Consider the following 25,549-nt stretch of genomic DNA (forward strand, 5'->3'; position numbering starts at 1 on the left):
GCGGCGACCAGATGGGTCGGCAGATCGGAAATGAATCCCACCGTATCCGACAGGATCACGGTGCTGCCATGCGGCAGCTTCATGCGCCGCAATGTCGGGTCCAGGGTGGCAAACAGCATGTCTTCGGCCAGCACCTCGGCACCGGTGACCCGGTTGAACAGCGTCGATTTTCCGGCATTGGTGTAGCCCACAAGTGCCACAATCGGATGCGGTACCTTCTTGCGCTTGGCGCGATGCAGCTGCCGGGTGCGGCGCACCTGGTCGAGTTCGCGCTCAAGCTTGATGATGCGGTCCTGCAGCAGCCGCCGGTCGGCCTCTATCTGGGTTTCACCGGGGCCGCCCATGAAGCCGCCACCACCGCGCTGACGTTCAAGGTGGGTCCAGCTGCGAACCAGCCGTCCCTTCTGGTAATTGAGATGCGCCAGTTCGACCTGCAGCACGCCTTCCTTGGTGGAAGCGCGGCGGCCGAATATTTCCAGGATCAGGCCGGTGCGGTCGATCACCTTGACCTTCCACTCCGTTTCCAGATTGCGCTGCTGTACCGGCGTGAGCGGATGGTCAACAATGACCAGTTCCGAGCCAGACGAGTCGATCAGCGCCTTGATCTCGAGCATCTTGCCCTTGCCGAACAGGGTCGAAGGCCTCGGAGCGGAGATCGGGATGATCAGCGCTTCGGCGACCTGGAGCTCAATGGCGCCTGCCAGGCCGATGGCTTCTTCCATGCGGTGGGTATCGGGGCGCTTGGCCACGTGACCGCCTTCGGGGCCGCTGCCGGGCGCCGGATTACGGGTCCGCAATGCCGGGATGAGCACGATTGCGCGCGTGACTCCGGACTTGCCGTCCGGGTCGATGAAATTTCCAGTATTATCAACTGTTTCGATGTGAGTTGTCCTGTCAGGCGCCGTCGCCGGCGTCCTCATTCTCGAACATCTGGACCGGCTGGCTCGGCATAATGGTGGATATCGCGTGCTTGTAGACAAGCTGCGAATGACCATCACGTCTTAGCAGAACACAGAAATTATCGAAAGATGTCACCACGCCGGTCAGTTTCACTCCGTTGATCAAAAAGATCGTCAGGGAGATTTTCTGCTTCCGAACCGTGTTGAGAAAAAGATCCTGCAGGTTTTGTGAACGCTCCGCCATTGCGCCTATTTATCCGTCTTTTTCTTGCCCGCGCAGCCGCAGGTCGTTATCGCAATCGTTCGGTTCCCAACAAAAATTGCCTTTTCAAGGCAATCCGGTATGTGCCTCGCGGCCTTCCGTAACGTCAAGTTCCCAACACTTTTGTTCCCTCTGACAGACAGATTTTGTTGGCTTGCCGCTGACAGAATTTCGCTCGTCCGAACGTAAAGCAGAAGATCATTGTTATGAGCGTTTGTAAACACTTGATTTTGATGTGCGGGCAAGGTTTTGCCGGGCATCGAACGCTAACGATTGATCCAGTACCGTAGGTTCAGAACGGCAAAAACCACCATCACTTCAAGGCGTCCCAAAGTCATCACCGCGATCGCCGCAAGCTTTGCCGATGCCGGCATCGCGGCCAGTTGCGGCCAGGCCTGGTTCACCGGGACGGTCGCATATGAAGGCGGAATCAAGGCCTCGTAAACCGGCCCGGCATTGGCGAAAAACGCGATGGTCATGGTGATTCCACCCTCGAAATTCGTGGCGCTCAAGGTGAACCCGATCGCCGCAAAAGCTATAATCAACAGCGACAGCACGAAATAGGTCCAGATCGCGCGCATGCTCTCCTCGTCGATCGTCGTCTTGCCGAACCGAAGGCTGGTCACGCTGCTGGGATAGATCAGAAGGTTGAGTTCGCGGGCGGAATGAATTGCCATCGCCGCGATCCGGTAGACCTTGACCCCGCCGGTCGTCGAATAGATACCACCGCCGATGAGAACAATCACCAGAACAATGATATCCGGCCAGAGCGCGATGACGCCTGGCCGGCTCTCTATGCCGCTGGTGGCAATCAGCGAAGAAGACGTCAGCAGGCTTTCCGCCAGAATCGGTCCCAGATCCGCACCTCCCGAAACAGTTGAAATCCGAACAGCAAACAGCAGTGCGACCAGCAGGATGGCCATGGTGATGATGGCAGTTTCCGGATTGACCCTGAAAAAGTGTTTGGGCGAGCGCAACAATCGCCGGCGCCAGAACACGCTGACGGTCCCCAGTGCCAGGCCCGCCGCCAACACCAGTTGCGCCAGAGGGCCGGCATGATTTTCAAGCGCCCCGTCGAAGGGAAGAAACCCACCGGTTGCGATCGCCATCATCGCCATCATCGCGGCAAATGGTCCATCGACGCCAGTCAGCATCAGTCCGACGAACACGATGAATGTCATCAGGATATATTGACCCAGCACCTCGCGGAATTCGGCAAGATCGACCGTCATGTCGCTGGCATAGCCGGTAATGATGCGGCGATCCCCGGCGGGAAGACCGCCAAAACCGCCTGGCGCCAGAACATGGATGATCGACACAAGCGTCAGGAAGCCGCCATACCATTCGATCGATGAGCGCCAGAACAGGATCGCCTGGGGCGCGGTTTCACGGGTCAGCAAGGACGATCCTGATGTGGTAAGTGCCGCAACTGCCTCAAACCATGAATCAATCCAACTCAACCCGGCAAGCGTCTTGAACGACACCGCCGCGAAAACCGGCAGCAGAACCCAAACCGCCACAAGCGCCAGATAGCCGGATGCCCGTCCCAGTCTGCGTTCAAATCCGGAAATGGCCGCGAGCACCATCAGGGCCGCGAACACGCCGAGCGCGCCGACCAGCAGCATGGAGAGCGCCAGATCCCGCATGCCATCTGCGATGGCGAACAAAACCGCCGGCACCACCAGTGCACAAAGCCCTGCGGATGCAACTGCCAGTACGTGCAGGACACCTAGCATGAGATCAGAAGAACTCTAGGCTTACGCGGAACATCTGCTCGACATGGCGCACGGATTCCAGAGCCGCAAACATCACCACCCGATCCTTGGCCTTGATCTTGAGCGAACCGTCGGGCCGCAGCACCTGCTTGTCGCGGTAGATCGCGCCGATCCGCACGCCGTCAGGCAAGTCAAGGCTTCGCAATGGTTTTCCAACCAGCGGAGAAGTCTCCAGCGCTTCGGCCTCGATCACTTCCGCCGCCCCCTTCTGCACCGAATACACCGCGCGGATACGTCCCCGTCTGACATGCTGGAGAATTCGCGAAATGGTCACCGCGCGCGGGTTGATATGGGCATCGATTCCCATGGTCTTGGTGAAAGACTGGTAGGACGGATTGTTGATCAGGGCGAGATTGGCCTTGCAACCCAGCCGTTTGGCCATCACCGAGGCTAGTATGTTGACCTGATCGTCATTGGTCAGCGCAACCATCAGGTCGGCATTCTGGATGTCGGCCTCCACCAGAATGTCCTGATCCAGCGAAGACCCGTTGAGCACTACGGTGCGCGACAGCGAATCCGCGATCGACACGGCGCGGCTGCGGTCGGCCTCGATAATCTTGACCCTGGTTTTGGGCTGCCGCTCCTCGATCGCCGCGGCGACGTAATAGCCGATATTGCCGCCGCCGGCGATGACGATACGCCCGGCTTCCTGCTCCTCGTGGCCGAACAGGCCCAGCGTGCGGCGCACATGATCGCGGTCGCAGACGACATATGCCAGGTCTCCGGTTTCGAGTTGGTCGCTCGAATGCGGCACGAAGAGTTTCTCGTTACGCCAGACCCCGACCACGGTGGCAAGCAGGTCGGGAAACAATTCGCTCAACTGCACCAGCGGCGTGTTGACCACCGGACAATCCTCAAGGCACTCGATGGCCACCATCGCCACCTTGTCATCGGCGAACCTGACTGCATCGGTGGCGCCCGGCAGCGCGATCCGGCGCAGCACCATCTGGCCGACCTCGACTTCCGGCGAGATAATCACATCAATCGGCATGTGGTCGCGCGAAAACAGATCCGCCCAATGCGATTTGAGATAGGATTGGGCCCGGATACGGGCAATCTTGGTCGGCACATTGAACAGTGAATGCGCCACCTGACAGGCGACCATGTTGATCTCGTCATACAGCGTGACGGCAATGATCATGTCGGCCTGGTCTGCGCCTGCCTGGGCAAGTACATCGGGGTGCGCGCCGTGACCGACATAGCTGCGCACATCGAGCGTGTCGCGAATCGCCTGGACAAGTGTGGCTGACGTGTCGATCACCGAGACGTCATTGTCCTCGGCGGCCAGGCGTTCGGCGATGCCGTACCCTACCCGTCCCGCACCGCAAATGATGACTTTCATTGCGCTCCCCTTGCCTGCGTTGTCAGGCGGAATTGAAATGTGGCGACCGTGGCCGCTTCGCGCTGCTTATACGCCAAGCGATTTCAATTTGCGATGCAGTGCGGACCGCTCCATCCCGACAAATTCGGCGGTTCTGGAAATATTGCCGCCGAACCGGTTGATCTGGGCGATCAGGTAATCACGTTCGAACAGTTCGCGCGCCTCGCGCAGCGGCAGCGTCATGATGTGGTTTGAACCCGCCGCTGACGTCTTGGGCAGCATGTCGGAGACATCATCGGGCAGCATGTCGGCGCTGATCACCGTGTCCGGACCGTCGGATCGGGCCAAGATCATCAGCCGTTCCATATAATTGCGCAATTGCCTGATATTGCCTGGCCAGGTGTGGGCCTGGATCACGGCCAGCGCATCCTCGCCGATGCGGCGGTTCCTGATGCCGGCCTGTTCGGATACCTGCCGCATGAACATGTCGACCAGAAAGGGAATGTCCTCGCGCCGCTCGCTGAGCGAGGGCACCTTGATCGGAACCACGGCGAGGCGGTGGTAAAGATCTTCGCGAAACTCACCCGCGGCGATCAATTCCTCGAGATTGCGCGCCGTCGAGGAAATGATGCGCACATCCACCTTGACCCGCTTGGTACCGCCAACCCGCTCGAACTGCTGATCGACCAGCACCCGCAATATCTTGTTTTGGGTGCCGCGCGGCATATCAGCCACTTCATCGAGGTAAAGAATGCCGCCATGCGCCTCCTCCAGCGCGCCGACCTTGCGTTCATGGCTGGCCGCGCTCTCGGTGCCGAACAGCGCCACTTCCATGCGCTCGGGCGTAATGGCTGCTGCATTGAGAACGACAAAGGGTCCGCCCGCGCGGGAGGATTTCCGGTGAATAAGACGCGCCACCAGTTCCTTGCCGGTCCCCGAAGAGCCCAGAATCATCACACGGCTGTTGGTCGGTGCGATCTTGTCGATGCTTTGCTTGAGTTGCGAAACTGCAACCGATGTTCCGATCAGTTCAACCGGATCTCCGGAGCGTTTCTTGAGTTCGGAAACCTCGCGCTTGAGTTTCGAGGTTTCAATCGCCCGGGAGGCCACCAGCACCAGCCGGTCAGCCTTGAATGGCTTTTCAATGAAATCATAGGCGCCGCGCTTGATCGCCGACACCGCGGTTTCGATATTGCCGTGACCCGAGATCATCACAACCGGAAGGTCGGGATATCGGGCCTTGATTTCATCGAGCAAGGCCAGTCCGTCCAGACGGCTTCCCTGCAGCCAGATATCGAGAAAAATCAATCGCGGCACCCGGTCGGAAATCGCTGCAAGCGCCGAATCGCTGTCGGCCGCCATCCGGGTTTCGTGCCCCTCGTCGTCCAGAATACCCGATACGATCTCGCGAATATCCGCCTCGTCATCAACGACCAGAATGTCAGACGCCATCTGCCGGTTCCTTTGCATGTTCGTCTTCTTCGGCGGGCGCAGGCGCATCCACCGGAAGGCGGACTGAAATCATTGCGCCCTTGCCTCCGTCGACCTCCGCCGGCGCGTCGCGCAACTGGATCTCGCCACCGTGGTCATCTATGATTTTCTTGACAATAGCTAGGCCAAGACCCGTGCCCTTGTCGCGCATCGTCGTATAGGGTTCGAGCAGCCGGTGCCTGTTTTCACCCGGCAGACCGCGGCCACTGTCGATGATATCGACAATGTATTCGCGCCCATCGGCAGAACGTTCGGCCCGCACGATGATGGTCTTGCCGGTGCGTTCATCATCTGGCGGAACCGCATCGATTGCCTCGGTGGCGTTCTTTATCAGGTTGCCGAAAGCCTGGCCAAGCATCCGCGGATCAAATTCGCCCTCAAGCGGTTCCTCAGGGATTTCTCTGATGAATTCAATGTCATTCCGGCTGACTTCACGCAGGAATACCGCATCCTTGAGGATGTCGCGCAGATCTGCCCGGGCCTTTGAGGGTTTGGGCATGCGCGCAAAGGAGGAAAACTCATCGACCATCCGGCCAATGTCCTCGACCTGGCGCACGATCGTGTCGGTGCATTGATCAAAGATGGCCCGGTCATCATCGGGAATTTGCTTTCCGTAGCGGCGGCGGATGCGTTCGGCGGAAAGCTGTATCGGCGTCAGCGGGTTCTTGATTTCGTGGGCGATGCGGCGGGCAACATCGGCCCAGGCGGTCGAGCGCTGCGCGATCACCAGGTCGGTGATATCATCCAGGGTAACGACGAAGGATTCGAGCTGATCGTGGGTTTCTTCCCGGGTGACCTTGACGTTGAGCGTACGTTCCTTGCCGCCGCGGTGCAACGTTATCTGAGCCCGGGCATCGGCTCTCGGCCGCATCGCTGCCTCTGCCATTACGGTCTCGAATTCCGGTGCGACTTCGGTAAACCTGTTGCCGATCACTTCGGTGCCGTTGCTGCCCAGGATATCGCGCGCCGACCGGTTGGCGATGGTTATCGCGCCCTGGTGATCGACGCCCACCACACCGGCGGAAACGCCCGACAGCACGGCTTCGGTAAAGCGGCGGCGATCGTCGATCTGGTCTTTCGCCGACAGAATCTGGTCACGCTGGGTGCGGATCTGAACGATCATGTTGTTGAAAGTCTGCGCGAGCGAACCGACATCGCCATCTGAAGCATGCACCGGCACCGAAATGTCGAGATTGCCATTTGCCACATCGTCGGACGCGCCGATCAGGATCCTGATCGGACGAACCAGCCGGTCGGCGACGGCAATCGCGGTCCAGATTGCCGACAGCAGCACGATCAACGCAAATCCGAGATACAGGATGCCAAAGGCCAGTTGCAACGATGTCCGGCCCTGCTCGAGCGTCTGATATTCCTGGGTGGCCTCTTCCATCAGGCGCATGGAGCGCATGACTTCCGGATCCACCACACGGACCGTATACAACAGCGTGTTGTCGATCTGCTGAAGCGGTATCAATGCACCGACCAGATTGGTCACCCCTGGCGGGATCAGGGTCGGCTGGCCCTTGACCGCGTCCTTGAGCGCCTCTTGCGGCACCGCGGGAAGCGGGCGTTCGGTCTCGATGTCGGCTTGCGAAATGACACTGCCATCCTGACGCACCAGGAACGCACCCAGAAGCCCGCGGCCGACCGCCTGACGCGTCATGAATTGCTCGAATCCGACGCGGTCAAGCGTGTAAAGCGAACGCGCATTGTCGAGATCGTTCGCCATCGAGACTGTCTGTCCCTGCAGAAACCGCGCATTCTCGAGCACATAGGCTTGCGCCACGGAGAGCGACGAATTGACGATCGACTTGGTTCTGAGCGAAAACCAACGGTCTAATCCGACATCCAGCGTGATCGAAGCGACGATGGCGACCATAATCGCGGGAAGAATCGCCACGATGGAAAACAGCCCCACAATGCGAATGTGAAGCCGCGCCGCAGCCTTGCCCCGTCGCCGCGCCTTGAGCAGCGTCCGGATCTCCAGCAAGACCAGCGTAACCAGCCCGATGACGAAGATCAGGTTGATCACCAGCGCAGCGAGCACAACCTGGTCGACCGGTTCAATCGGTGTCAGTCCGAGCAGGATCGAGAAGGAGATCAAGGCGCTCAGGAAGGCCGAACCGACCAGTGCAATACCGGGAAGGGTAAACAGGTTCCGGCGCTGCCGGGCTTCCTGTCCGGCAATCGCCGTTTCAGTGAAAGCCGGTTCAGTTTCCGCTGGGTCCGGAGCTGTATCGATCGCCGTCAATTCCTTGCTGCTCCAATTTCGCCAGGATTGCATCGTTGCGAACAAGCAACACAATGTGGCGAAAATGCAACTTTCTCGCAAAGCCTGTCAAGCCGGACCAGGCTTTACGTGAACCACATTGATGTCAAATGCATGTCGTTTTCACGCGGTCCGCGTTTGGTCGACCACGTACAGACGAAAATCCACGGTGTCGGGGTTCCTCGCGCAACTTGCCGGAGCCAGCGCTGCAGGTCAGGCAAGCCGCGGCGAACGGTAGACCGTGACCCCGAGTTCGCGGATCTTCTTGCGCAAGGTGTTGCGGTTCAGCCCCAGCAGATCCGCCGCCTTGATCTGATTTCCCCGTGTCGCCGTCAGGGCCGCCAGTATCAGCGGATACTCGACCTCCTCAAGCACCCGTTGATACAGTCCTGAAGGCGGCAACCCCTCGCCGAATCCGGCGAAATAACGCCGCATGTTTTCCTCCACCGATTGGGCAATGGTTGTCGGCCCGATCGAGGAAGATCCCTGCGGCGATGCAGGTTCGGGGGATTCGATCCTGAGTTCATTGTCGATGATTTCGCGGGTGATGACATCCTGGGGATAAAGCGCCATGACCCGGCGCACCACGTTTTCCAGTTCCCGCACATTGCCCGGCCAGGCATAGGTCTTGAGCAATTCAAGCGCTTCGCCGTCAAACCGCTTGGCGTCGAGCCCCTCGCCAACGGCCTGGCGAACAAAATGGCGCACCAGGTCCGGCACATCCTCGGCCCGGTCCCTCAGAGATGGCAAACGCAGCGGCACCACGTTAAGACGGTAAAACAGATCCTCGCGAAACAGGCCCTGATTGATCAGGATCTTGAGATCCTTGTTGGTCGCAGCGACGATCCGGACATCGGTCCTGATCGGGGTGCGGCCGCCCACGGTGGTGTACTCGCCCTGCTGCAACACCCTGAGCAGCCGGGTCTGCGCCTCCATCGGCATGTCACCGATTTCATCAAGAAACAGGGTTCCGCCCTCGGCCTGCTCAAACCGGCCGGTGGATTTGTTCTGCGCGCCGGTAAAGGCGCCCTTTTCGTGGCCGAAAAGCTCTGATTCGATCAGGTCACGCGGAATCGCGGCCATGTTGATGGCGACAAACGGACCGTTTCGGCGCTTGCCGTAATCATGCAGCGCGCGGGCCACGAGCTCCTTGCCGGTTCCCGATTCGCCGGTGATCATCAGCGTCAGATCGGTTTGCATCAGGCGGGCCAGAACCCGGTAGATCTCCTGCATCGCGGTGGAACGTCCCACCAGCGGCATGCCCTCGCTGGATTCCTCGGGCTGGGCTGCAAGCTTGCGCGGCTCGGACAGCGCGCGTCCGATGGTGCCGATCATCTCGGTGAGATCGAAGGGCTTGGGCAGATAGTCATAGGCGCCGCACTCGGACGCCTTGATAGCGGTCATGAAGGTATTTTGCGCACTCATCACCAGCACCGGCAGATCCGGGCGCGCCCGGCGGATTCGCGGCAGCAGATCAAAGGCGTTCTCATCGGGCATCACCACATCGGTGATCACCAGATCGCCGTCCCCGGCCGAAACCCAGCGCCACAGTGTGGCGGCGTTCGAGGTGATGCGGACTTCATAGCCGGCGCGGCTGAGCGCCTGATTGAGGACCGTGCGGATCGCTGCGTCATCGTCGGCGACAAGTATGGTTGCTTTGCCCATCATATCAGTCCTTTTGGCCGGTTGCCTTGCTCTTGGAAGACGGCAACTGCTCGATTGGCCGGCCGTCGGGCGAGACCGGCATGAGAATGCGGAATGTGGTTTTGCGGCTCTGGCTATCGCATTCGACGATCCCGCCATGGCCGCCGACGATCTTGGCGACGAGCGCCAGTCCCAGCCCCGAGCCGTTGGTCTTGGTGGTGATGAACGGATCAAACAGATGCTGGATCAGATCCGCCGGTACGCCGGGCCCATTGTCCTGGACGCAAAATTCGAGCGGCAACGAGACCTTTTCGCGGGTTCCCGCAACAGAGAGCCGAATGCCCGGACGATAGGCTGTGGTCAGCACGATCTCTCCATCGGGATCGTCGCCAATCGCTTCCGCCGCGTTCTTGACCAGGTTGAGGAACACCTGCACCAGCTGATCGCGATTGGCGTTTACGGCCGGAAGCGAGGGATCGTAAAGCTCGACGAACTTGATCCGGCGCGCAAATCCCGCCTTGGCCACGGCCTTCACATGATCGAGTACCGAGTGAATGTTGACCGGCACCCGGTCCACCGGACGTTCGTCGGAAAAGATCTCCATCCGGTCGACCAGCGAAACAATGCGGTCGGTTTCATCGCGGATCAACCGGGCAAGTACGCGATCTTCATCACCCACCGACGTTTCCAGCAGTTGCGCGGCGCCACGGATGCCCGACAGCGGATTCTTGATTTCGTGCGCCAGCATCGAGGCCAGTCCGGTAACCGAACGGGCAGCCGCGCGATGGGTCAGTTGCCGGTCGATCTTGTCGGCCATCGAGCGTTCCTGAAACACCACGACGACATTGCCGGGCAGGCCAGCCACCGGCGCGACATAGAGATCGACCAGCTTGTCATTGCCAAGGCGGGGCGAACTGAGATCCACACGGTATTCGTTCACGGCGGCGCGGCGGTCCCGCACCTGTTCGATGAGTTCGAGCAAAGGACTTCCGAACGGAATGAAGGCATCGAGCTTGTGGCGGCCGAGATGGCTGGCGCTGGCGGCGAAAAACGACTCCGCTTCCCAATTGGCGAAACACACCAAGCTCTCGCCATCCACCATGATCACGGGATGCTGGATGGCGTTGAGCACCATGCCGGCGGTTTGCGCATCGGCGGCGGCAATCTGATCGTCGAGTTTTTCGGTCACGCAGCACCCTCCATCAACGAGGCGGACACAGTGTCGCCGCCAAGCGCCTCGGCGAACATGGTCAGCACTTCGTCGGGATTGCGCGACGTCATCATCGCCCCTTTCAGCGCGATCGGAGCCAACGGCGCAAGCGTGTCCAGATACCAGCCGATATGCTTGCGGGCATGGCGTACGCCGACATCCTCGCCGTAATGGTCAATCATCATCCGGTAATGCGCGAGCGCCACCTCCGCGCGCTCGGCACCGGCTGCGGGTACGCTGCCAGAACCGGCCAGTTCTCCGCAAATCCACGGCTGACCGCGAGAGGCCCGCCCGACCATGACAGCATCGGCGCCCGAACGGCGCAGGCACTCGGCGATGGCGGAGAGCGAATCCACATCGCCATTGGCGATCAACGGCACGGTGACGGCATCCCGGACACGGGCGATGGCGTCCCAATTGGCCACGCCCTCGTAAAACTGCATGCGGGTGCGGCCGTGGACCGTGATCATCTGAACGCCGGCGGCTTCCGCCCGCGCCGCAATCAGGGCCGCATTGTGACTGTCATCGTCCCAGCCAAGCCGCATCTTCAGCGTTACCGGTACGCAAACCGCCTTGATTGTCGCCTCGATCAGCCCCAGCGCATGATCGGGGTCGCGCATCAGCGCCGAGCCGGAATATCCGCCTGTCACCTTCTTGGCCGGGCACCCCATATTGATGTCGATCATCGACGCGCCTTCGGCCTCGGCAATGCGGGCCGCCTCGCCCATCCACCAGGCTTCACGGCCAGCAAGCTGCACCACATGCGGATCGATGCCGTCGCCACGCAAACGGACCTGCGATTCGCGCCGCTCCGTGACCAGTTCCCGGCTTGCCACCATCTCGGTGAAAACCAGCCCCGCGCCATGTTTCCACGCCAATTGCCGGAACGGCAGGTCGGAGATGCCAGACAGCGGCGCCAGGAACACCCGGTTCCGCGCCCTGACAGATCCGATCTGAAGCGGCTGACCTAAAATGGTGCTGATATTTTGCATACGTATCGCGCAACTTTCTTCGTTGCCCTTTTTTTAGACAATTACTGGGGTGTTGCCAAGCTGTAATCGGCCGGTTGCCGAGAAAAAAGCGAAAGAGCTTTTTTCCGCGCGACACAAGCTCTAAACACCTGCGGAGTTAGGGTCGCGGGATCTGGATGTAAATGAACAATGCACAAAAATTCGGCCTGGTAATTGTTGCCGCAGGCCGCGGTGAGCGCGCCGGTTCGCCGGAAAACGGGCCGAAACAGTACCGTCGGATTGGCGGACGCCCGGTGATTGCCCGAACACTTTCGGCCTTCCTGTCGCATCCCGATTGCGCCGAAGTCGTGGTCGTCATTCATGCCGATGATCAAGCCCTTTATGCCGCGGCCACCGCTGGGCTTTCCGGCATGGCCAGCGTCCGCACGGTTTTCGGCGGCGCCGACCGGCAGGCCTCGGTTCGCGCAGGCCTTCAGGCGCTGTCAGCATCTCCGCCACGCCATGTGTTGATTCACGACGCGGTTCGACCGTTCGTGACCCATGAGATTATTGATGGCGTGCTTGAGGCGCTGAACGCCGGCTCCATGGCCGCCCTGCCCGCTGTCGCAGTGGCCGACACGCTCAAGCGCTGCGACGCCAATGGCCAGGTTGCAGGCACCGTTTCGCGCTCAGGCCTGTTCGCCGCCCAGACACCGCAGGGCTTTGATTTCAAGATGATTTCCACTGCCCACGCCAACGCCGCGGCTGAGACTGCTATCGGGTTCACCGATGATTGCGCAATTGCGGAATGGGCAGGACTGGGCGTACGTTTGACGCCGGCGCATCCTTCCAACATCAAGCTCACCACCGCCGAGGATATTGCCATGGCCGACGAGGCTCTTTCGCCATCACGGTTGCCCGATGTTCGCACCGGAAACGGTTATGATGTGCACCAATTGGTGCCGGGCGACTTTGTTACACTGTGCGGGGTGGAAATACCGCATGATCAGCGGCTTGACGGACATTCCGACGCCGATGTCGGCCTGCATGCGCTGACGGACGCGCTGCTGGCCACCTGTGCCGCCGGTGATATCGGCGATCATTTTCCGCCATCCGACCCGCAATGGCGCGGCGCCGCATCGGACATCTTTCTCGCTCACGCCGCCCGGATAGTCCGGGACGCCGGCGGCGTGATCATGAACGCCGATGTTTCGCTGATCGCCGAGGCGCCGAAGATCGGACCGCACAGGCAGGCGATGCGCGCCGAACTGGCCCGGATCCTCGACATTTCGATCGACCGCTGTTCGGTCAAGGCTACAACCAATGAAAAACTTGGCTTTGCCGGTCGCCGCGAAGGCATCGCCGCCATCGCCACAGCCACGGTTGTGTTTGGACACCAGCAATGACCGAGGCTGACATGCTCGCCGAAATCCGTGCCGACAGTCGCCTGCTGGCGCAGGAAATCCTTGAGACATTTTCTGAAATCGGCGCGATGGTGGCGACGGCTGAATCCTGCACCGGCGGGCTGATCGCCGGCGCCATCACCGATATCGCCGGGTCCTCAGTGGTGTTCGACCGCGGTTTCGTCACCTACACAAACCAGGCCAAGCAGGACATGCTGGGGGTTCGCGCCTCGACGCTCGAGAGCTTCGGTGCGGTCTCGGCTCAGGTCGCCACGGAAATGGCGCTCGGCGCACGGCGACGCTCACAGGCGGGGTTTACCGTATCGGTGACCGGCGTCGCCGGCCCCGGCGGCGGTACAGAGCTCAAGCCGGTTGGTCTGGTCTGGATGGGGCTGTCCGGTCCTGATGATCTGACCAGCGCCGTCGAGTTGCGCTGGGATCCGTCCTGGAGTCGCGACATGATCCGCGCGGCGACTGTGCGCGCAGCACTGGAAGCCCTGATCAACCGCGCGAAATCGGCGTAACTGATTGTATCAGGAGACGCCGGGGGCGCCGTAAATGGCTCCGGCACGTTTCTCGAAGGCTTCGGCGAACATCCGGAAGGCGCGGTCGAACATCGTGCCCATCAGCATGCCCAGCATCCTGCTCTTGAACTCGTAATCAATGAAGAACCTGATCTCGCATCCGGCCTCATCGTGCGGCTCAAAATTCCATTTGTTGTCGAGATACTTGAATGGACCATCAAGATATTTGACGTCGATGGCAAGTTCATCGGGCTTCAGCAGCACCTGGCTGGTGAAGGTCTCGCGGATCGCCTTGTAGCCCACCGTCATATCTGCAATCAGCAGCGTCTTGCCATCGCGTTGCTTTCGCGAGCGAACGTTCAGCGCCTCGCACAGCGGCAGGAATTCCGGATATCGCTCGACATCGCCAACCAGATCAAACATCTGGCGCGGAGAATGCGGAACAAGGCGGGTGGTCTCGAAACTGGGCATGAGTCACAAACTGAAGATAGTGGGCGTCAAACTCAAGCCCGCGCTGCGCCGGCAAGCCGTATTTCATAATTAAAGCGTTGATAAACAGCCCTATTCGGTCGGGCTCGCCCTGCAAGTTGAACCTGTGCAAACGGAGGAACCATCGATTGGCCCGCCCGCACGGGTCCGGTGTGCACTCAAACCGGATCACGGTTGACCTGTCATAATTCGACCAATCCGTAAACAATTCATTAGCTTCGGCATGCCAGTCTCAAGCCAAGTATTCTGCGGCTATGTGAGGACGAAAACCATGGAGCCGAAAAATCATGCGCTGACCCGCCTGGGCAATCTGAAGGACCGAGAGGCGGTCTATTTGCGCCGCGACGCCAATTGTCCGGTGATAACCCACGTCCGAAGACGTGACGGCGACGAGCACATCGCCGTACCGTCCTGGCTGGTCAATCTTAGTGAGGATGGCTGCCTCATCACCTCTGACTATTTTCCGAAAAAGGCCGAGGATGTGTACATCATCATTCCCGGCCTGGGGTCCAAGGTGCATGGCAAAGCCAGAAGCCAGGGCAATTACACCCTCAATATCAAGTTCACGACACTTTTGACGTCCGAGATTGTCGGCAAAATTGCCCGCATCAAGACCATTCCGAAGTCCTGACGCTGCGCCGCAATCAGCGCCGTGGCGCCTTCACGCCAGCCAATCGTCGAGTTTGGCGGCACGGACATCCTTCATCAGATCGAGAAAGCCTTTTGCCTGATGAAGTGCCGTCGCTTCACCCTTGGTTGGCGTCGCCAGGGCCGCCTCGCCGACCGCGCCGGATGCATTCAGGTCGCTGGCAATCCAGGCGAATGCATGCGGACCGGTATGCCGCAGCAGGCTGAACTCCTTTTCGGCCAGCGTCACCGAAGAGACAAAATTCTCCGCCTTGTCCATTGTCACAAGCTCAGGCCGGAAATGCAGCATCAGCGATGTTTCGACATCGCCGCCGTGAATGCCGTAGGACGTTTCTGACTTGCTGAACATTCCGTCCGGCAAGCCAAACCGCATCCAGGACGTCTTCACCGCCAGCATTCTGGCGCGCACCCTGAGTTCTCGGGCCACGATGCCCATTACCTCTTCATTGCCGCCATGCGAATTGACCAGCACCACCTTGCGGATCCCCGCGCGGGCGATCGAATGGCCAAGCTCGACCCAATGATCAATCAGCGTGGCGGCGGGAATGGTCAGGGTTCCCCGTGCGTGCTGATGCTCGTTGGACTTGCCCACGCACTGCACCGGCAGGATGCGGATATCCAGATCGTCCGGCGCATGCGCGATGACAGTCTCCAGCATGCCCTTCATGATGGAACTGTCGGTGGAAACAGGAAGATGCGGCCCGTGCTGCTCGATTGCCGCGATTGGAAGCACGGCAATTGTCCTGTCCGGATCGAGGTCATCGAATTCGCGCGTGGTGAAATCACCCCACCAGATTTTCCGTATCATCTTCATTCTCCTTCATACCCCAGTCCTGTTCCGGCGCGGCGGCAATGACTTCGATCTCGACCTTGAAAGCCTCACGCGCGAAACCAGAGACGATCATCAGTGTCGAGGCCGGCGCCGGATCCGCAAACAGCCGGTCACGCACTTTCATGTAACCGGGCAAATGAGCCCGATCCGTGACATAGGCATTTATCCTGACGATATTGGCCAATTCCAATCCGGCCGAGTTCAGCACAGCCGCGATATTGTCAAAGCAAAGCTCGGTCTGCGCTTCCGCCGATTCCGGAATATGATCATCCACGGTAATCGACAACTGCCCTGAACAAAACACAAGGCGGTGTCCTGGCGGCACTTCCACGGCGTGGCTGTACCGGGCGAATGGAGCGCGGATCGAGGGTGGAGTGTGGTGTTTCATCTCGCCAGTCATGTGCAAGGACTCCGTCAAGTCTTGAAAGGTTTTCTTAGTCTATCCCATGCCGGCTTGGAATGGGCGAGCTTCTCGGCGTAACGCCAATTGCAGATGAAAAATTAGGCGGTATGCTTACGTAAGACGCGATCAGACAAAACACCTGGGCAGTTTGGGGTATGCGATCTCGACAGACCCGTGTTCACAGCTCATGGCATGCGGTTTGCTAGATACCCGTGTAGTCCGAAATACGGAATTCGATATGGAATTCCGTTCATATGAAAAGGGATGGTGTACATGACGCTTCTTCTTCGTTCCTCGGCCGCACTGGCGGTCACCCTGGCTTTGAGCGCGCAGGCGTCTGCCGCTGAAAATGTCACTTTTGGCACAAACTGGCTGGCGCAGCCGGAACATGGCGGTTTCTATCAGTCTGTCGCCGATGGCACTTACGCGGCCTGCGGACTTGATGTCACCATCGCGCAGGGCGGGCCCCAGGTGAACAACCGCGCCCTTTTGCTGGCAGGCAAGATCGAGTTCCACATGGGCGGCAACATGCTGGAAGCTTTCTCCGCGGTGGAACAGAATATCCCGGTCAAGGTTGTCGCCGCCACTTTTCAGAAGGAACCGCAGGTTATCATGACCCATCCCGGTCAGGGCCTTGATACCTGGGAAGAGCTGAAAAACGCCGAACAGTTCATTTTGGGCGATGCTGGTTTCCAGAGCTATTATCAATACATGATCACCGAGTTTGGCTTCGACGCCTCCAAACGTGTGCCCTACACCTTCAACCCGGCGCCTTTCATCGCCAACCCGAAATCCGCGCAGCAGGGCTACATCACTTCCGAGCCTTTCGCGGTCGAGCGCGAAGGCGGCTTCAAACCCAATCTGTTCCTCGTTGCCGATTACGGCTTCGACACCTATTCGACCACGATCGAAGTCATGCAGAACACGATTGATACGAAGCCGGAAGTGGTCAAATGCTTCGTCGATGGCTCGATCAAGGGCTGGTACAATTATCTCTACGGCGACAATGCCGCCGCCAACGCCATGATCCAGAAAGACAATCCGGACATGACGGACGAGCAGATCGCCTTCTCGATCGACAAGCTCAAGGAATATGGCATCGTTGATTCCGGCGACACAGAAACCATGGGTATCGGCGCCATGACCGATGCGCGCATGGAGAGCTTCTATGCCAAGATGGTCAAGGCCGGCGTGGTCAAGGACGATATCGACATCAAGGCGTCCTACACGCTCGATTACGTCGGCAATGGTGTCGGCCTCGATTTGAAGAAGTAACGGATCGGCCCGCCCGGATAACATCATCCGGGCGGGCTTTGCCTTCCGCAAGCCCACATTCTGGACACCTATGCCCGACCGGACACATCCTTTCCTGATCCTGCAATCCATCGGCAAGACATTCGCTTCCGGCGTCACCGCGCTCGACAAGGTCAACCTGACCGTCAACGACGGTGACTTCATGAGCCTGCTCGGGCCCTCGGGCTGCGGCAAGTCGACCGCGCTGAGGATCATTGCCGGATTGTCTGCGCCAACCCAGGGCGTCGTCGACTGGCGCGGACCGCCGCTCGATCAGAACGACATCGGATTTGTCTTTCAGGAACCGACATTGCTGCCGTGGGCCAGCGTCTATGACAATGTCTGGCTGCCCCTGCGCCTGCGCGGCATGTCCCGCAACCAGGCCGAACCACAGATCAAGGAGGTCCTCGAAAGGGTGCATCTGACCGGATTTGAAAATGCCGTGCCCAGGGAACTGTCCGGTGGCATGAAAATGCGCGTTTCCATCGCCCGCGGTCTGGTGACCAAGCCGCGCATATTGCTGATGGACGAACCCTTCGCGGCACTGGACGAGATCACCCGCTTCAAGCTCAACAATGATCTGCTGGAGTTGTGGCAGGAGCGACGGTTTACCGTCATTTTCGTCACCCACTCGGTGTTCGAGAGCGTTTTTCTGTCCAACCGCATTACCGTCATGGCCGCCGATCCGGGCCGGGTGTTTGAAGAACTCGTTGTCGAGGTGCCTTACCCGCGCGATGCGCAGTTCAGAACCTCCACGCACTATGCCGAATTGTGCCGCAATGCATCCGACGCCCTGTCGCGCGCCATGGGCAAGGAGGCTGCCGATGCCGTCCATTGAGAATGCAGCAGTCGTCATTGACGCCGAAGAAGCCCGCCGCGAACGTAACCGCCGCATGGAACGCACCGGACGCTGGCTGTTGCCGCTGATCATCATGGCCGCTGCCGTGTATTTCTGGGACCGCATCTGTGTCTGGAACGAGATTCCGCAATACATCCTGCCGCGCCCCGGCGTGGTGCTCAACACTCTGATCGAAGACGCCGGATTGTTGTTTTCCTCGCTTCTGGTGACGCTGCGCATCACCGTTTTGTCACTGGCGCTCGCTGTCTTCGGCGGGGTCGGACTATCGGTTCTGTTCACCCAGTCGCGCTGGATCGAGATGAGCCTGTTTCCATTTGCCATTGTTTTGCAGGTGACTCCGATCGTGGCGATCTTCCCGCTGATCAACATCTATATCGACGATCAGACGACAAAATTGCTGCTTTGCGCCTGGATCGTTGCGTTCTTCCCGATCCTGTCCAACACCACGCTTGGCCTCAATTCGGTCGACCGCAACCTGATTGACTACTTCAAGCTCAACGGCGCCACCCGCTGGCAGACGCTGTGGCACCTCCGGTTGCCCGCCGCCATGCCCTATTTCCTCGGCGGATTGAAAATCGCCGGCGGACTGGCGCTGATCGGGGCTGTGGTTGCCGAATTTGTCGCCGGAACCGCCGGTCAGTCCTCGGGCCTTGCCTCGCGCATCATCGAAGCCGGTTACCGGCTCAACGCACCACGGCTGTTTGCCGCCCTCATCCTGATTTCCCTGACCGGGATCGTGATCTTTCTCACCCTGTCATGGATTTCCCATCTCGTGCTGCATCGCTGGCACGAGAGCGCGCTCAAGCAGGAGCAGTAAGCGATGACGTCCACCGTCACCCTGCCCGCGTCCGGGGTCTTCACACTGACCAATCTGCGGCTGCACCGGTCCCACGTCTCAGGCGTCGAAGGGCTGGTGTTTGATGCCGATGGGTTCGCCCTGAGCAGGATCGATGTCGCCGGCGGAAACATCATCGCCATTGGCGACGGCAATGCACAATCAGGGGATGGCAGCGGCATTGATTGCCGGGGAGCCATTGCCTTTCCCGCCCTTGTCGATTGCCACACCCACATCGACAAGGGCCACATCTGGGCTCGCAAACCCAATCCGGACGGCAGTTTTGCCGGTGCGCTGACGGCTGTCGCCGAAGATCGCGCAGCCCGCTGGACAGCCGAGGACGTCGAGCGGCGCATGGAGTTTTCGCTGGCCTGCGCCTATGCCCATGGCACCAAGGCGCTGCGCACCCATCTCGATTCCGTGCCGCCGCAGGAAGATATCTCCTGGCCCGTCTTCGAGACCGTTCGCGAGCGCTGGAAAGGCCGGATCGAGCTTCAGGCAGCCTGCCTTTTCGGTATTGATACCGCCCGCGACGAGGCCTGGTTCAACCGGCTGGCCGATATCGTCGCGCGCCATCGCGGCGTCCTCGGCGCCGTCACCTATATGGTTCCTGATCTCGATGTTTTGCTCGATCGCATGTTCCGCAAAGCCATCGATCTCGGACTTGATCTCGATTTTCATGCCGATGAGACCGACGATGTCGAGGCCGTCTCGCTCGACCGCATTGCCGACGCCGCTTTGCGCCATGGTTTTGAGGGCAAGATCCTGGTCGGCCATTGCTGCTCGCTCGCCCGCCAACCCGATGCCAGGATCAGTGCGACGCTCGACAAGGTCGCCCGCGCAGACCTGTCCGTCGTCTCGCTGCCTATGTGCAACATGTATCTGCAGGATCGCCGCGCGAATGCCACCACGCCGCGCTGGCGCGGGGTGACGCTGCTGCACGAGATGGCCGCGCGCGGCATCAATGTCTGCATCGCTTCCGACAACACCCGCGATCCGTTTTACGCCTATGGCGATCTCGATGTGCTGGAAGTCTACCGCGAAGCCACACGGATCCTGCATTTCGACCACCCTGTCGGCAACTGGCCGGCGACGATTGGCGCCAATCCGGCCCGTGCCATGGGTCTTGCCGATGCAGGAGCCCTCAGGCCGGGCGCCGGAGCAGATCTCGTTCTGTTTCGCGGGCGAAGCCTGACTGAACTACTCTCCCGACCCGAAAGCCGCCGAACACTTATCCGAGAAGGTAAGCTCATTGACGCGACTGTCCCCGACTACCAGGACCTTGACGACTTGATGGAGCTTTGAGCCATGGACATGACCGCACTGATTGCCGACCTTGACGGCATTCGAATCGAGCACAACGACAAGATCGTTCAGCAGAAAAGCCGTGATTTCTACTGGTATTCCCCGGTTCTCAAGCGTCAGCTCGACCATGTCACCGGTGATATCGTGGTTTCGCCCGGCAACGAGGAGGAGCTGATCCGCGTTCTCAAGGCCTGTTACCGTCATGAGGTTCCGGTGACTCCGCGCGGCACCGGCACCGGCAATTACGGCCAGGCCATGCCGTTGTCCGGCGGTGTGGTGTTGAGCCTTGCAGACCTCAACGACATCCGCGACATCAGACCCGGCAGCGTGGTCTGCGGACCGGGGGTGGTTTGCTCCGACCTCGACAAGGCGGTTCGCGAAGCCTCCGGGCAGGAGTTGCGCATGCATCCCTCCACCGCGCACACTGCGACCATCGGCGGTTTCATCGCCGGCGGCTCCGGCGGCGTCGGCTCCATCTCCTGGGGCGGGTTGCGCGATTTCGGCAACATCATCCGCCTGCGTGTCGTCACCATGGAACAACAGCCGCGTGTGCTCAACCTCACCGGCGAGGATCTGCACAAGGTCACCCACGCCTACGGCACCAACGGCATCATCACCGAAATCGAAATGCCGCTGGCGCCTGCCTATGACTGGGTCGATGCCATTGTCGGTTTTGACAGCTTCGATGCAGCGGCGATTTACGCCAACGCGCTGGCCCGTCAGGACGGCATTCTCACCAAACTGATTTCAGTTGTCGCAGCACCCTGCCCGTTTGACTATTTCAAGCGCCATCAGAAATTCCTCACCCAAGGCCAGAGCGTGGTTCTGGTGATGGTGGCGCCGCAGAGCCACGACGCCTTCAAGGCGTTCACGGCGAGAAACTCCGGCGAGATCGTGTTCGACGCCACCACCGCGGGCGATCTCAAAGGGTTGCCGCCGGTGTTCGAACTGGCCTGGAATCACACCACCTTGCGCGCACTGCGTGTCGATCCGGCCTGGACCTATCTGCAGACGCTTTATCCCTTCCCCAACCAGCTCGATCTTGCCGCGAAGATGGACCGGATGTTCCCGGGCGAGATGATTTCTCACCTCGAATTCGTCCGTTTCGATGGCGACATCACCTGTTTCGGATTGCCGCTCATTCGTTTCACCACCGAAGAGCGGCTCGACGAGATCGTCGATCTGCACAACGCCAGCGGCTGCCCGGTGTTCAATCCGCATCGCTTCACGCTTGAGGAAGGCGGGATGAAGCAGACCGACGAGATCCAGCTCGACTTCAAGCGGCAGGCCGATCCCAAGGGCCTGCTCAATCCGGGCAAGATGATTGCCTGGGATGATCCGGATTATGATTTCGGTTCCGGAGAGGTCTGGTTGTTCAAAGGCTTGAAACAGGCGAGTTGAGGCAATCGAGATGCGAGTTCTTCTGGTCCATGCCCACCCGGTGGCATCAAGCTTCAATGCCGGCCTGTTCCGCCTGACCGCCGACCGGCTGTTGCAGAACGGTCACGAGGTCGATGTCATCGACCTGTACAAGGACGGCTTCAATCCGGTCATGAGCGAGGCCGAGCGGCTGGACTATCATGACCTGACCAAAAACCGGAAACCGGTCGAATCCCATGTCGACCGGTTGCTCGCCGCCCAGGCCCTCGTGCTGGTGTATCCGGTGTGGAATTACGGCTTTCCGGCCATCCTCAAGGGCTGGTTCGACCGGGTGTTTCTTCCCGGCGTGTCGTTTGGTCTGGTCAACGGCAAGGTTCAGCCGACCCTGCACAACATCGAAAAGATCCTGGTCGTGACCTCCTATGGCGGCTCGCGATTCCGCTCATGGCTGATGGGCGACCCGCCGCGCAAGATCGCCAACCGCATGCTGCGCGCCACGGTCAGGCCCGGCGCCCCTGTCACCTATCTCGCCCATTACGAAATGAACCTTTCCACCGACAAGACCCGCCAGGCCTTCATGACGCGCGTGGGAAGCGCCGTGGACAAAATCTGATGCGCATTCTCCTCGTCTATTGCCATCCGGTTCCTGAAAGCTTTTGCGCTTCAGTCCGCGATGCCGCCATCCGCGGACTTGAAAAAGCCGGGCACGACGTCGACCTGCTCGATCTTTATGCCGAAGGCTTCGATCCGGTAATGCCCGCCGATGAGCGCCGCCGATACAATGACATGAAACTGGCCGATCACCCGTTTCCCGATCACGCCCGCCGGCTCAAGGCTGCCGAAGCGCTGATATTTGTCTATCCGACCTGGTGGTACGGCCTGCCCGCGATGCTCAAGGGTTGGCTCGACCGGGTCTGGACGTCGGATCTGACATTTGCAATTCCTGATGGCCCCGGCCCGATCAAGCCGCTGATGACCCATGTCCGCCTCTTGGGCGTGATCACCACCTGCGGCGCGCCGCGCTGGTGGTCCTATGCGGTTGGCCATCCCGGCAAGCGCACCATCCTGCGCGGCATGCGGGCCTTGTGCGCCAAGACCTGCCGCCGGGTGTTCATGGCACACTACATGATGGACAAATCGACACAGGAAAGCCGCGCAAAATATCTTGCAGCAGTTGAAAAGCGCCTTGCAAGCCTATGAATTCGGCTAATTATTTGCCCTGTCCGGGTGCGCATTGATGAAGGCCGGCAACTGATCGCAGACCGCCCGGATCGCCTGGATGCGCTTCAGCCCGGAAATATCCGCGCCCCAACGTTCGGCATTGTAGATCTGCGGGATCAGGCAGAGATCGGCAAGTCCCGGCGTTTCACCATGGCAGAACTTTCCGGTCGCCGGATGATCGAGAAGCACCTCGAAGGCGCCCAGCCCCTGACCGATGAAGCGCTGCATCCAGGCCACCCGCATGGCGTCGTCGCCTCCGGCCAGTTCGAGCACGTGTGCGACGACCGACGTGTTGCAGACCGGATGGATATCCATGGCGATCGCGTCGGCCAGCGCCCTGATCCGCGCCCGGCCGGCCGCATCATCCGGCAACAGCGGAACGCCGCGGGTTTCGATGATATACTCGATCATTGCCAGCGACTGGGTCAGCATCAGTCCGTCGATTTCGAGCGCCGGCACCAGCCCCTGCGGATTTCGCGCTAGATGGGCAGACGCCTTGTGCGCCTGCCCCAGCAGATCGACCACCTCTGTCTTGTACGCGATGCCCGCCAGATTGAGCGCGATGCGGACGCGGTAGCTCGCCGACGAGCGCCAGTAGTCATACAGGATCGGCATGTCCATGGATTGCCCCTAAGATTTCTCGACCGTTTGCTCGATAGCACCGAAGATCGACTGGCCATCTCCATCCTTCATTTCGATGCGGACGGTATCGCCGAACCGCATGAACGGGGTTTTGGGTGCGCCCGACGTAATGGTCTCGATCATCCGGATCTCGGCGATGCAGGAATAGCCGGCGCCGCCCTCGCTCACCGGCTTGCCCGGATCGCCCTCCGGCCCCTTGTTGGAAACGGTTCCCGAGCCGATGACCGTGCCAGCGCACAAGTCCCGCGTCTTCGCCGCATGGGCGATCAATTTCGGGAAGTCGAATGTCATGTCGACGCCGGCATTGGCGCGCCCGAAAGCCTCTCCGTTGAGATCAACCTCAAGCGGCAGATGCAGCTTGCCGCCATCCCAGGCTTCTCCCAACGCTTCCGGCGTCACCGCAACCGGCGAGAACGCCGAGGATGGCTTGGACTGGAAGAACCCGAACCCGTTTGCAAGTTCCGCAGGGATCAATCCGCGAAGGCTGACATCATTGACCAGCATGACCAGCTTGATCGCCTCACGGCAGGTGTCGATGTCCGCGCCCATCGGCACATCGCCGACAATCACCGCCACTTCGCCCTCGCAATCGATGCCCCAGGCTTCATCCGCCATCCGGATCGCTCCGCGCGGCGCCAGAAAGCTGTCTGACCCGCCCTGGTACATCAGCGGAACGTCCCAGAAGCTCGCCGGCATTTCCGCGCCGCGCGCCTTGCGCACCAGTTCGACATGGTTGACGTAAGCCGAGCCATCGGCCCACTGGTAGGCTCGCGGCAAGGGCGACAGCGCATCGCGCTCGTGAAACCGTTCGGTCGGCTCCGCGCCGGATTCCAGCATCTCGGCCACATCCTTGAGCCGCGGCGCCACATGTTTCCAGTCATCCAGCGCTGCCTGGAGCGTGCGCGCGATATGCGGCACGCCGGACGCGCGGGTCAGATCACGCGAGACGACAACCAGACGGCCATCACGGCTTCCGTCACGGAGTGTGGCAAGTTTCATGCGGATTTCCTTTGTTGTTGATTTGAGTTGGGCAACGGCAATTCCAGCCCATCGTGACTGATGGTCAGCTGCCCGTCCCATGTCGTGCGGACCTGCTCGGTCCAGTGGATTTCGGCAATGGCCGGATCATCTGCAGGCACCAAATGATTGAGCACCAGTTGGCCCACACCCGCATCCGTGGCTATACGTCCGACATCGGCCGCCATGGTGTGGCTGGCGAGCAGATGGGCTTTCAGCCGCTCGCCGTTTCCGGTTCGCGCCACCAGCCTGTCGACGCCATCGGGATGCATGGCCTCATGCACCAGAATATCGGCGTCGCGGGCAAATCCGGACAGGGGCTGAAAATAGGCGGTATCAGCAGAGAACACGACGACGCGGCCCTGGTGGCTGACCCTGAGCGCGTAGCACTCGGTGACCGGCGGGTGCTCGACCCGCAACGCCTCGATCTTAAGCCCGCCTTCCTTGATCACCACGCCCTCGCCGATTTCCGAGATCGTCACAAGGTCGCGGATGTCGGGTCGCCCCTCGTCGTCGATCCTGAGATCGATGTCATAGCTCAGTGAAGCAACAAATCCGTCCCAGACCGCTTTCGTGCCAACCGGACCGAACACCACAACCGGTGCATTCAGGCCGGAAGTCCATGCCGTATGCAGCAGCGGCCCCAGTTCAAGCACATGATCGGAATGCAGGTGCGTGATCAGAATTATGTCGAGCTGGTTCAGCGCCATTCCGGCCTCGACCAGCCCGCGCGAGACCCCCAGGCCGCAATCGATCACAATCCGGCGTCCGCCGATCTCGATCAGCGACGATGTCGGCGATGGACCACCCGGACGGATCGCCGGACCACCCTTTGACCCCAGAATAACCAGCCGTTCGCTCATCTCGCTCTCCCATG

The 25,549-nt window shown here is 60.2% G+C and carries 25 protein-coding genes; 10 read left to right on the plus strand and 15 right to left on the minus strand.

Annotated elements, in window-relative coordinates:
* The 9 genes from hflX to dusB form a co-directional block, all read right to left on the minus strand.
* Nucleotides 1-920, minus strand: a 920-nt coding sequence (gene hflX, locus ABJN75_RS16695; protein ID WP_348440710.1) for a GTPase HflX, incomplete at its 3' end; no start/stop codon positions are given.
* Nucleotides 895-1,143 carry an RNA chaperone Hfq gene (gene hfq / locus ABJN75_RS16700; RefSeq protein WP_348440711.1) on the minus strand — a complete coding sequence of 83 codons (249 nt, stop codon included), beginning with the start codon at nt 1,141-1,143 and terminating at the stop codon, nt 895-897. The genes hflX and hfq, both read right to left, overlap by 26 nt.
* 284 nt (nt 1,144-1,427) lie before the next feature.
* Nucleotides 1,428-2,897 carry a hypothetical protein gene (locus tag ABJN75_RS16705; RefSeq protein ID WP_348440712.1) on the minus strand — a complete coding sequence of 490 codons (1,470 nt, stop codon included), beginning with the start codon at nt 2,895-2,897 and terminating at the stop codon, nt 1,428-1,430.
* A gap of 4 nt (nt 2,898-2,901) precedes the next feature.
* Nucleotides 2,902-4,278, minus strand: coding sequence for a Trk system potassium transporter TrkA (gene trkA / locus ABJN75_RS16710; RefSeq protein WP_348440713.1), 1,377 nt, complete (start codon nt 4,276-4,278; stop codon nt 2,902-2,904).
* Nucleotides 4,279-4,344: 66 nt separating this feature from the next.
* A complete protein-coding gene (locus tag ABJN75_RS16715) occupies nt 4,345-5,709 on the minus strand; it encodes a sigma-54 dependent transcriptional regulator (RefSeq protein WP_348440714.1) in 1,365 nt (454 codons plus the stop codon).
* A complete protein-coding gene (locus ABJN75_RS16720) occupies nt 5,699-7,936 on the minus strand; it encodes a PAS domain-containing sensor histidine kinase (RefSeq protein ID WP_348440752.1) in 2,238 nt (745 codons plus the stop codon). Before ABJN75_RS16720 ends, ABJN75_RS16715 begins: the two co-directional genes overlap by 11 nt.
* Nucleotides 7,937-8,230: 294 nt before the next feature.
* The gene (gene ntrC / locus ABJN75_RS16725; protein ID WP_348440753.1) at nt 8,231-9,682 is read right to left on the minus strand and encodes a nitrogen regulation protein NR(I); all 1,452 of its coding nucleotides are present in this window, start codon (nt 9,680-9,682) and stop codon (nt 8,231-8,233) included.
* 4 nt (nt 9,683-9,686) lie between these two features.
* Entirely contained in the window at nt 9,687-10,796 is a 1,110-nt protein-coding gene (locus tag ABJN75_RS16730) for a nitrogen regulation protein NR(II) (RefSeq protein WP_348440754.1), read from the minus strand.
* 50 nt (nt 10,797-10,846) lie between these two features.
* Complete coding sequence (dusB, locus tag ABJN75_RS16735) at nt 10,847-11,863, minus strand: tRNA dihydrouridine synthase DusB (protein WP_348440715.1); 1,017 nt, start codon at nt 11,861-11,863, stop codon at nt 10,847-10,849.
* Nucleotides 11,864-12,024: 161 nt separating this feature from the next.
* Here dusB and ABJN75_RS16740 point away from each other — a divergent pair, with 161 nt between their 5' ends.
* Nucleotides 12,025-13,227: a bifunctional 2-C-methyl-D-erythritol 4-phosphate cytidylyltransferase/2-C-methyl-D-erythritol 2,4-cyclodiphosphate synthase gene (locus ABJN75_RS16740; RefSeq protein ID WP_348440716.1), complete on the plus strand. Its 1,203-nt coding sequence runs from the start codon at nt 12,025-12,027 to the stop codon at nt 13,225-13,227.
* Nucleotides 13,224-13,748, plus strand: coding sequence for a CinA family protein (locus ABJN75_RS16745; RefSeq protein ID WP_348440717.1), 525 nt, complete (start codon nt 13,224-13,226; stop codon nt 13,746-13,748). The genes ABJN75_RS16740 and ABJN75_RS16745 overlap by 4 nt, the downstream gene beginning before the upstream one ends.
* Before the next feature lie 9 nt (nt 13,749-13,757).
* On the opposite strand, the gene ABJN75_RS16750 is transcribed toward ABJN75_RS16745, so the two are convergent.
* Complete coding sequence (locus ABJN75_RS16750; protein ID WP_348440718.1) at nt 13,758-14,219, minus strand: type II toxin-antitoxin system RatA family toxin; 462 nt, start codon at nt 14,217-14,219, stop codon at nt 13,758-13,760.
* A gap of 289 nt (nt 14,220-14,508) precedes the next feature.
* On the opposite strand from ABJN75_RS16750, the gene ABJN75_RS16755 reads away from it, so the two are divergent.
* A complete protein-coding gene (locus ABJN75_RS16755; RefSeq protein WP_348440720.1) occupies nt 14,509-14,868 on the plus strand; it encodes a hypothetical protein in 360 nt (119 codons plus the stop codon).
* A gap of 30 nt (nt 14,869-14,898) precedes the next feature.
* Here the strand turns inward: ABJN75_RS16755 and ABJN75_RS16760 are convergent, their stop codons facing one another.
* A complete protein-coding gene (locus ABJN75_RS16760) occupies nt 14,899-15,693 on the minus strand; it encodes a creatininase family protein (RefSeq protein ID WP_348440721.1) in 795 nt (264 codons plus the stop codon).
* Nucleotides 15,668-16,117 (minus strand): RidA family protein, encoded by a 450-nt coding sequence (locus ABJN75_RS16765; protein WP_348440722.1) that lies wholly within the window; start codon nt 16,115-16,117, stop codon nt 15,668-15,670. Before ABJN75_RS16765 ends, ABJN75_RS16760 begins: the two co-directional genes overlap by 26 nt.
* Nucleotides 16,118-16,384: 267 nt before the next feature.
* Here ABJN75_RS16765 and ABJN75_RS16770 point away from each other — a divergent pair, with 267 nt between their 5' ends.
* The 7 genes from ABJN75_RS16770 (at nt 16,385) to ABJN75_RS16800 (ending at nt 22,992) form a co-directional block, all read left to right on the plus strand.
* On the plus strand, nt 16,385-17,395 hold the full coding sequence (locus tag ABJN75_RS16770) for an ABC transporter substrate-binding protein (protein ID WP_348440723.1): 1,011 nt from the start codon (nt 16,385-16,387) through the stop codon (nt 17,393-17,395).
* Nucleotides 17,396-17,465: 70 nt separating this feature from the next.
* Nucleotides 17,466-18,251: an ABC transporter ATP-binding protein gene (locus ABJN75_RS16775; RefSeq protein ID WP_348440724.1), complete on the plus strand. Its 786-nt coding sequence runs from the start codon at nt 17,466-17,468 to the stop codon at nt 18,249-18,251.
* On the plus strand, nt 18,238-19,089 hold the full coding sequence (locus ABJN75_RS16780) for an ABC transporter permease (protein ID WP_348440725.1): 852 nt from the start codon (nt 18,238-18,240) through the stop codon (nt 19,087-19,089). The genes ABJN75_RS16775 and ABJN75_RS16780 overlap by 14 nt, the downstream gene beginning before the upstream one ends.
* Nucleotides 19,090-19,092: 3 nt before the next feature.
* Nucleotides 19,093-20,412, plus strand: a complete 1,320-nt coding sequence (locus tag ABJN75_RS16785; RefSeq protein ID WP_348440726.1) for a cytosine deaminase — start codon at nt 19,093-19,095, stop codon at nt 20,410-20,412.
* A gap of 3 nt (nt 20,413-20,415) precedes the next feature.
* On the plus strand, nt 20,416-21,813 hold the full coding sequence (locus ABJN75_RS16790; RefSeq protein ID WP_348440727.1) for an FAD-binding oxidoreductase: 1,398 nt from the start codon (nt 20,416-20,418) through the stop codon (nt 21,811-21,813).
* 10 nt (nt 21,814-21,823) lie between these two features.
* Nucleotides 21,824-22,405 (plus strand): NAD(P)H-dependent oxidoreductase, encoded by a 582-nt coding sequence (locus ABJN75_RS16795; RefSeq protein WP_348440728.1) that lies wholly within the window; start codon nt 21,824-21,826, stop codon nt 22,403-22,405.
* Nucleotides 22,405-22,992, plus strand: coding sequence for an NAD(P)H-dependent oxidoreductase (locus tag ABJN75_RS16800; protein WP_348440729.1), 588 nt, complete (start codon nt 22,405-22,407; stop codon nt 22,990-22,992). The genes ABJN75_RS16795 and ABJN75_RS16800 overlap by 1 nt, the downstream gene beginning before the upstream one ends.
* A gap of 6 nt (nt 22,993-22,998) precedes the next feature.
* Here ABJN75_RS16800 and maiA read toward each other — a convergent pair whose 3' ends face one another.
* From maiA to ABJN75_RS16815, 3 genes are read right to left on the minus strand one after another with little or no spacing between them, the layout of a single operon-like run.
* Nucleotides 22,999-23,634, minus strand: coding sequence for a maleylacetoacetate isomerase (gene maiA, locus ABJN75_RS16805; protein WP_348440730.1), 636 nt, complete (start codon nt 23,632-23,634; stop codon nt 22,999-23,001).
* A 9-nt stretch (nt 23,635-23,643) separates the two neighbouring features.
* Entirely contained in the window at nt 23,644-24,654 is a 1,011-nt protein-coding gene (locus tag ABJN75_RS16810) for a fumarylacetoacetate hydrolase family protein (protein ID WP_348440731.1), read from the minus strand.
* Entirely contained in the window at nt 24,651-25,535 is an 885-nt protein-coding gene (locus ABJN75_RS16815) for an MBL fold metallo-hydrolase (protein ID WP_348440732.1), read from the minus strand. Before ABJN75_RS16815 ends, ABJN75_RS16810 begins: the two co-directional genes overlap by 4 nt.
* Between the last annotated feature and the right edge of the window lie 14 nt (nt 25,536-25,549).

It is taken from the genome of Hoeflea sp. (assembly GCF_039975035.1).
In the GTDB taxonomy this organism is placed as follows: Bacteria; Pseudomonadota; Alphaproteobacteria; order Rhizobiales; family Rhizobiaceae; genus Hoeflea.

Excerpts from the sequence above, each read along its gene's own strand:
- hfq (WP_348440711.1), bottom strand. The coding sequence starts at position 1,143 with ATGGCGGAGCGTTCACAAAACCTGCAGGATCTTTTTCTCAACACGGTT.
- ABJN75_RS16705 (WP_348440712.1), bottom strand. The coding sequence starts at position 2,897 with ATGCTAGGTGTCCTGCACGTACTGGCAGTTGCATCCGCAGGGCTTTGT.
- trkA (WP_348440713.1), bottom strand. The coding sequence starts at position 4,278 with ATGAAAGTCATCATTTGCGGTGCGGGACGGGTAGGGTACGGCATCGCC.
- ABJN75_RS16715 (WP_348440714.1), bottom strand. The coding sequence starts at position 5,709 with ATGGCGTCTGACATTCTGGTCGTTGATGACGAGGCGGATATTCGCGAG.
- ntrC (WP_348440753.1), bottom strand. The coding sequence starts at position 9,682 with ATGGGCAAAGCAACCATACTTGTCGCCGACGATGACGCAGCGATCCGC.
- ABJN75_RS16730 (WP_348440754.1), bottom strand. The coding sequence starts at position 10,796 with ATGGTGCTCAACGCCATCCAGCATCCCGTGATCATGGTGGATGGCGAG.
- dusB (WP_348440715.1), bottom strand. The coding sequence starts at position 11,863 with ATGCAAAATATCAGCACCATTTTAGGTCAGCCGCTTCAGATCGGATCT.
- ABJN75_RS16740 (WP_348440716.1), top strand. The coding sequence starts at position 12,025 with ATGAACAATGCACAAAAATTCGGCCTGGTAATTGTTGCCGCAGGCCGC.
- ABJN75_RS16745 (WP_348440717.1), top strand. The coding sequence starts at position 13,224 with ATGACCGAGGCTGACATGCTCGCCGAAATCCGTGCCGACAGTCGCCTG.
- ABJN75_RS16750 (WP_348440718.1), bottom strand. The coding sequence starts at position 14,219 with ATGCCCAGTTTCGAGACCACCCGCCTTGTTCCGCATTCTCCGCGCCAG.
- ABJN75_RS16755 (WP_348440720.1), top strand. The coding sequence starts at position 14,509 with ATGGAGCCGAAAAATCATGCGCTGACCCGCCTGGGCAATCTGAAGGAC.
- ABJN75_RS16760 (WP_348440721.1), bottom strand. The coding sequence starts at position 15,693 with ATGATACGGAAAATCTGGTGGGGTGATTTCACCACGCGCGAATTCGAT.
- ABJN75_RS16765 (WP_348440722.1), bottom strand. The coding sequence starts at position 16,117 with ATGACTGGCGAGATGAAACACCACACTCCACCCTCGATCCGCGCTCCA.
- ABJN75_RS16770 (WP_348440723.1), top strand. The coding sequence starts at position 16,385 with ATGGTGTACATGACGCTTCTTCTTCGTTCCTCGGCCGCACTGGCGGTC.
- ABJN75_RS16775 (WP_348440724.1), top strand. The coding sequence starts at position 17,466 with ATGCCCGACCGGACACATCCTTTCCTGATCCTGCAATCCATCGGCAAG.
- ABJN75_RS16780 (WP_348440725.1), top strand. The coding sequence starts at position 18,238 with ATGCCGTCCATTGAGAATGCAGCAGTCGTCATTGACGCCGAAGAAGCC.
- ABJN75_RS16785 (WP_348440726.1), top strand. The coding sequence starts at position 19,093 with ATGACGTCCACCGTCACCCTGCCCGCGTCCGGGGTCTTCACACTGACC.
- ABJN75_RS16790 (WP_348440727.1), top strand. The coding sequence starts at position 20,416 with ATGGACATGACCGCACTGATTGCCGACCTTGACGGCATTCGAATCGAG.
- ABJN75_RS16795 (WP_348440728.1), top strand. The coding sequence starts at position 21,824 with ATGCGAGTTCTTCTGGTCCATGCCCACCCGGTGGCATCAAGCTTCAAT.
- ABJN75_RS16800 (WP_348440729.1), top strand. The coding sequence starts at position 22,405 with ATGCGCATTCTCCTCGTCTATTGCCATCCGGTTCCTGAAAGCTTTTGC.
- maiA (WP_348440730.1), bottom strand. The coding sequence starts at position 23,634 with ATGGACATGCCGATCCTGTATGACTACTGGCGCTCGTCGGCGAGCTAC.
- ABJN75_RS16810 (WP_348440731.1), bottom strand. The coding sequence starts at position 24,654 with ATGAAACTTGCCACACTCCGTGACGGAAGCCGTGATGGCCGTCTGGTT.
- ABJN75_RS16815 (WP_348440732.1), bottom strand. The coding sequence starts at position 25,535 with ATGAGCGAACGGCTGGTTATTCTGGGGTCAAAGGGTGGTCCGGCGATC.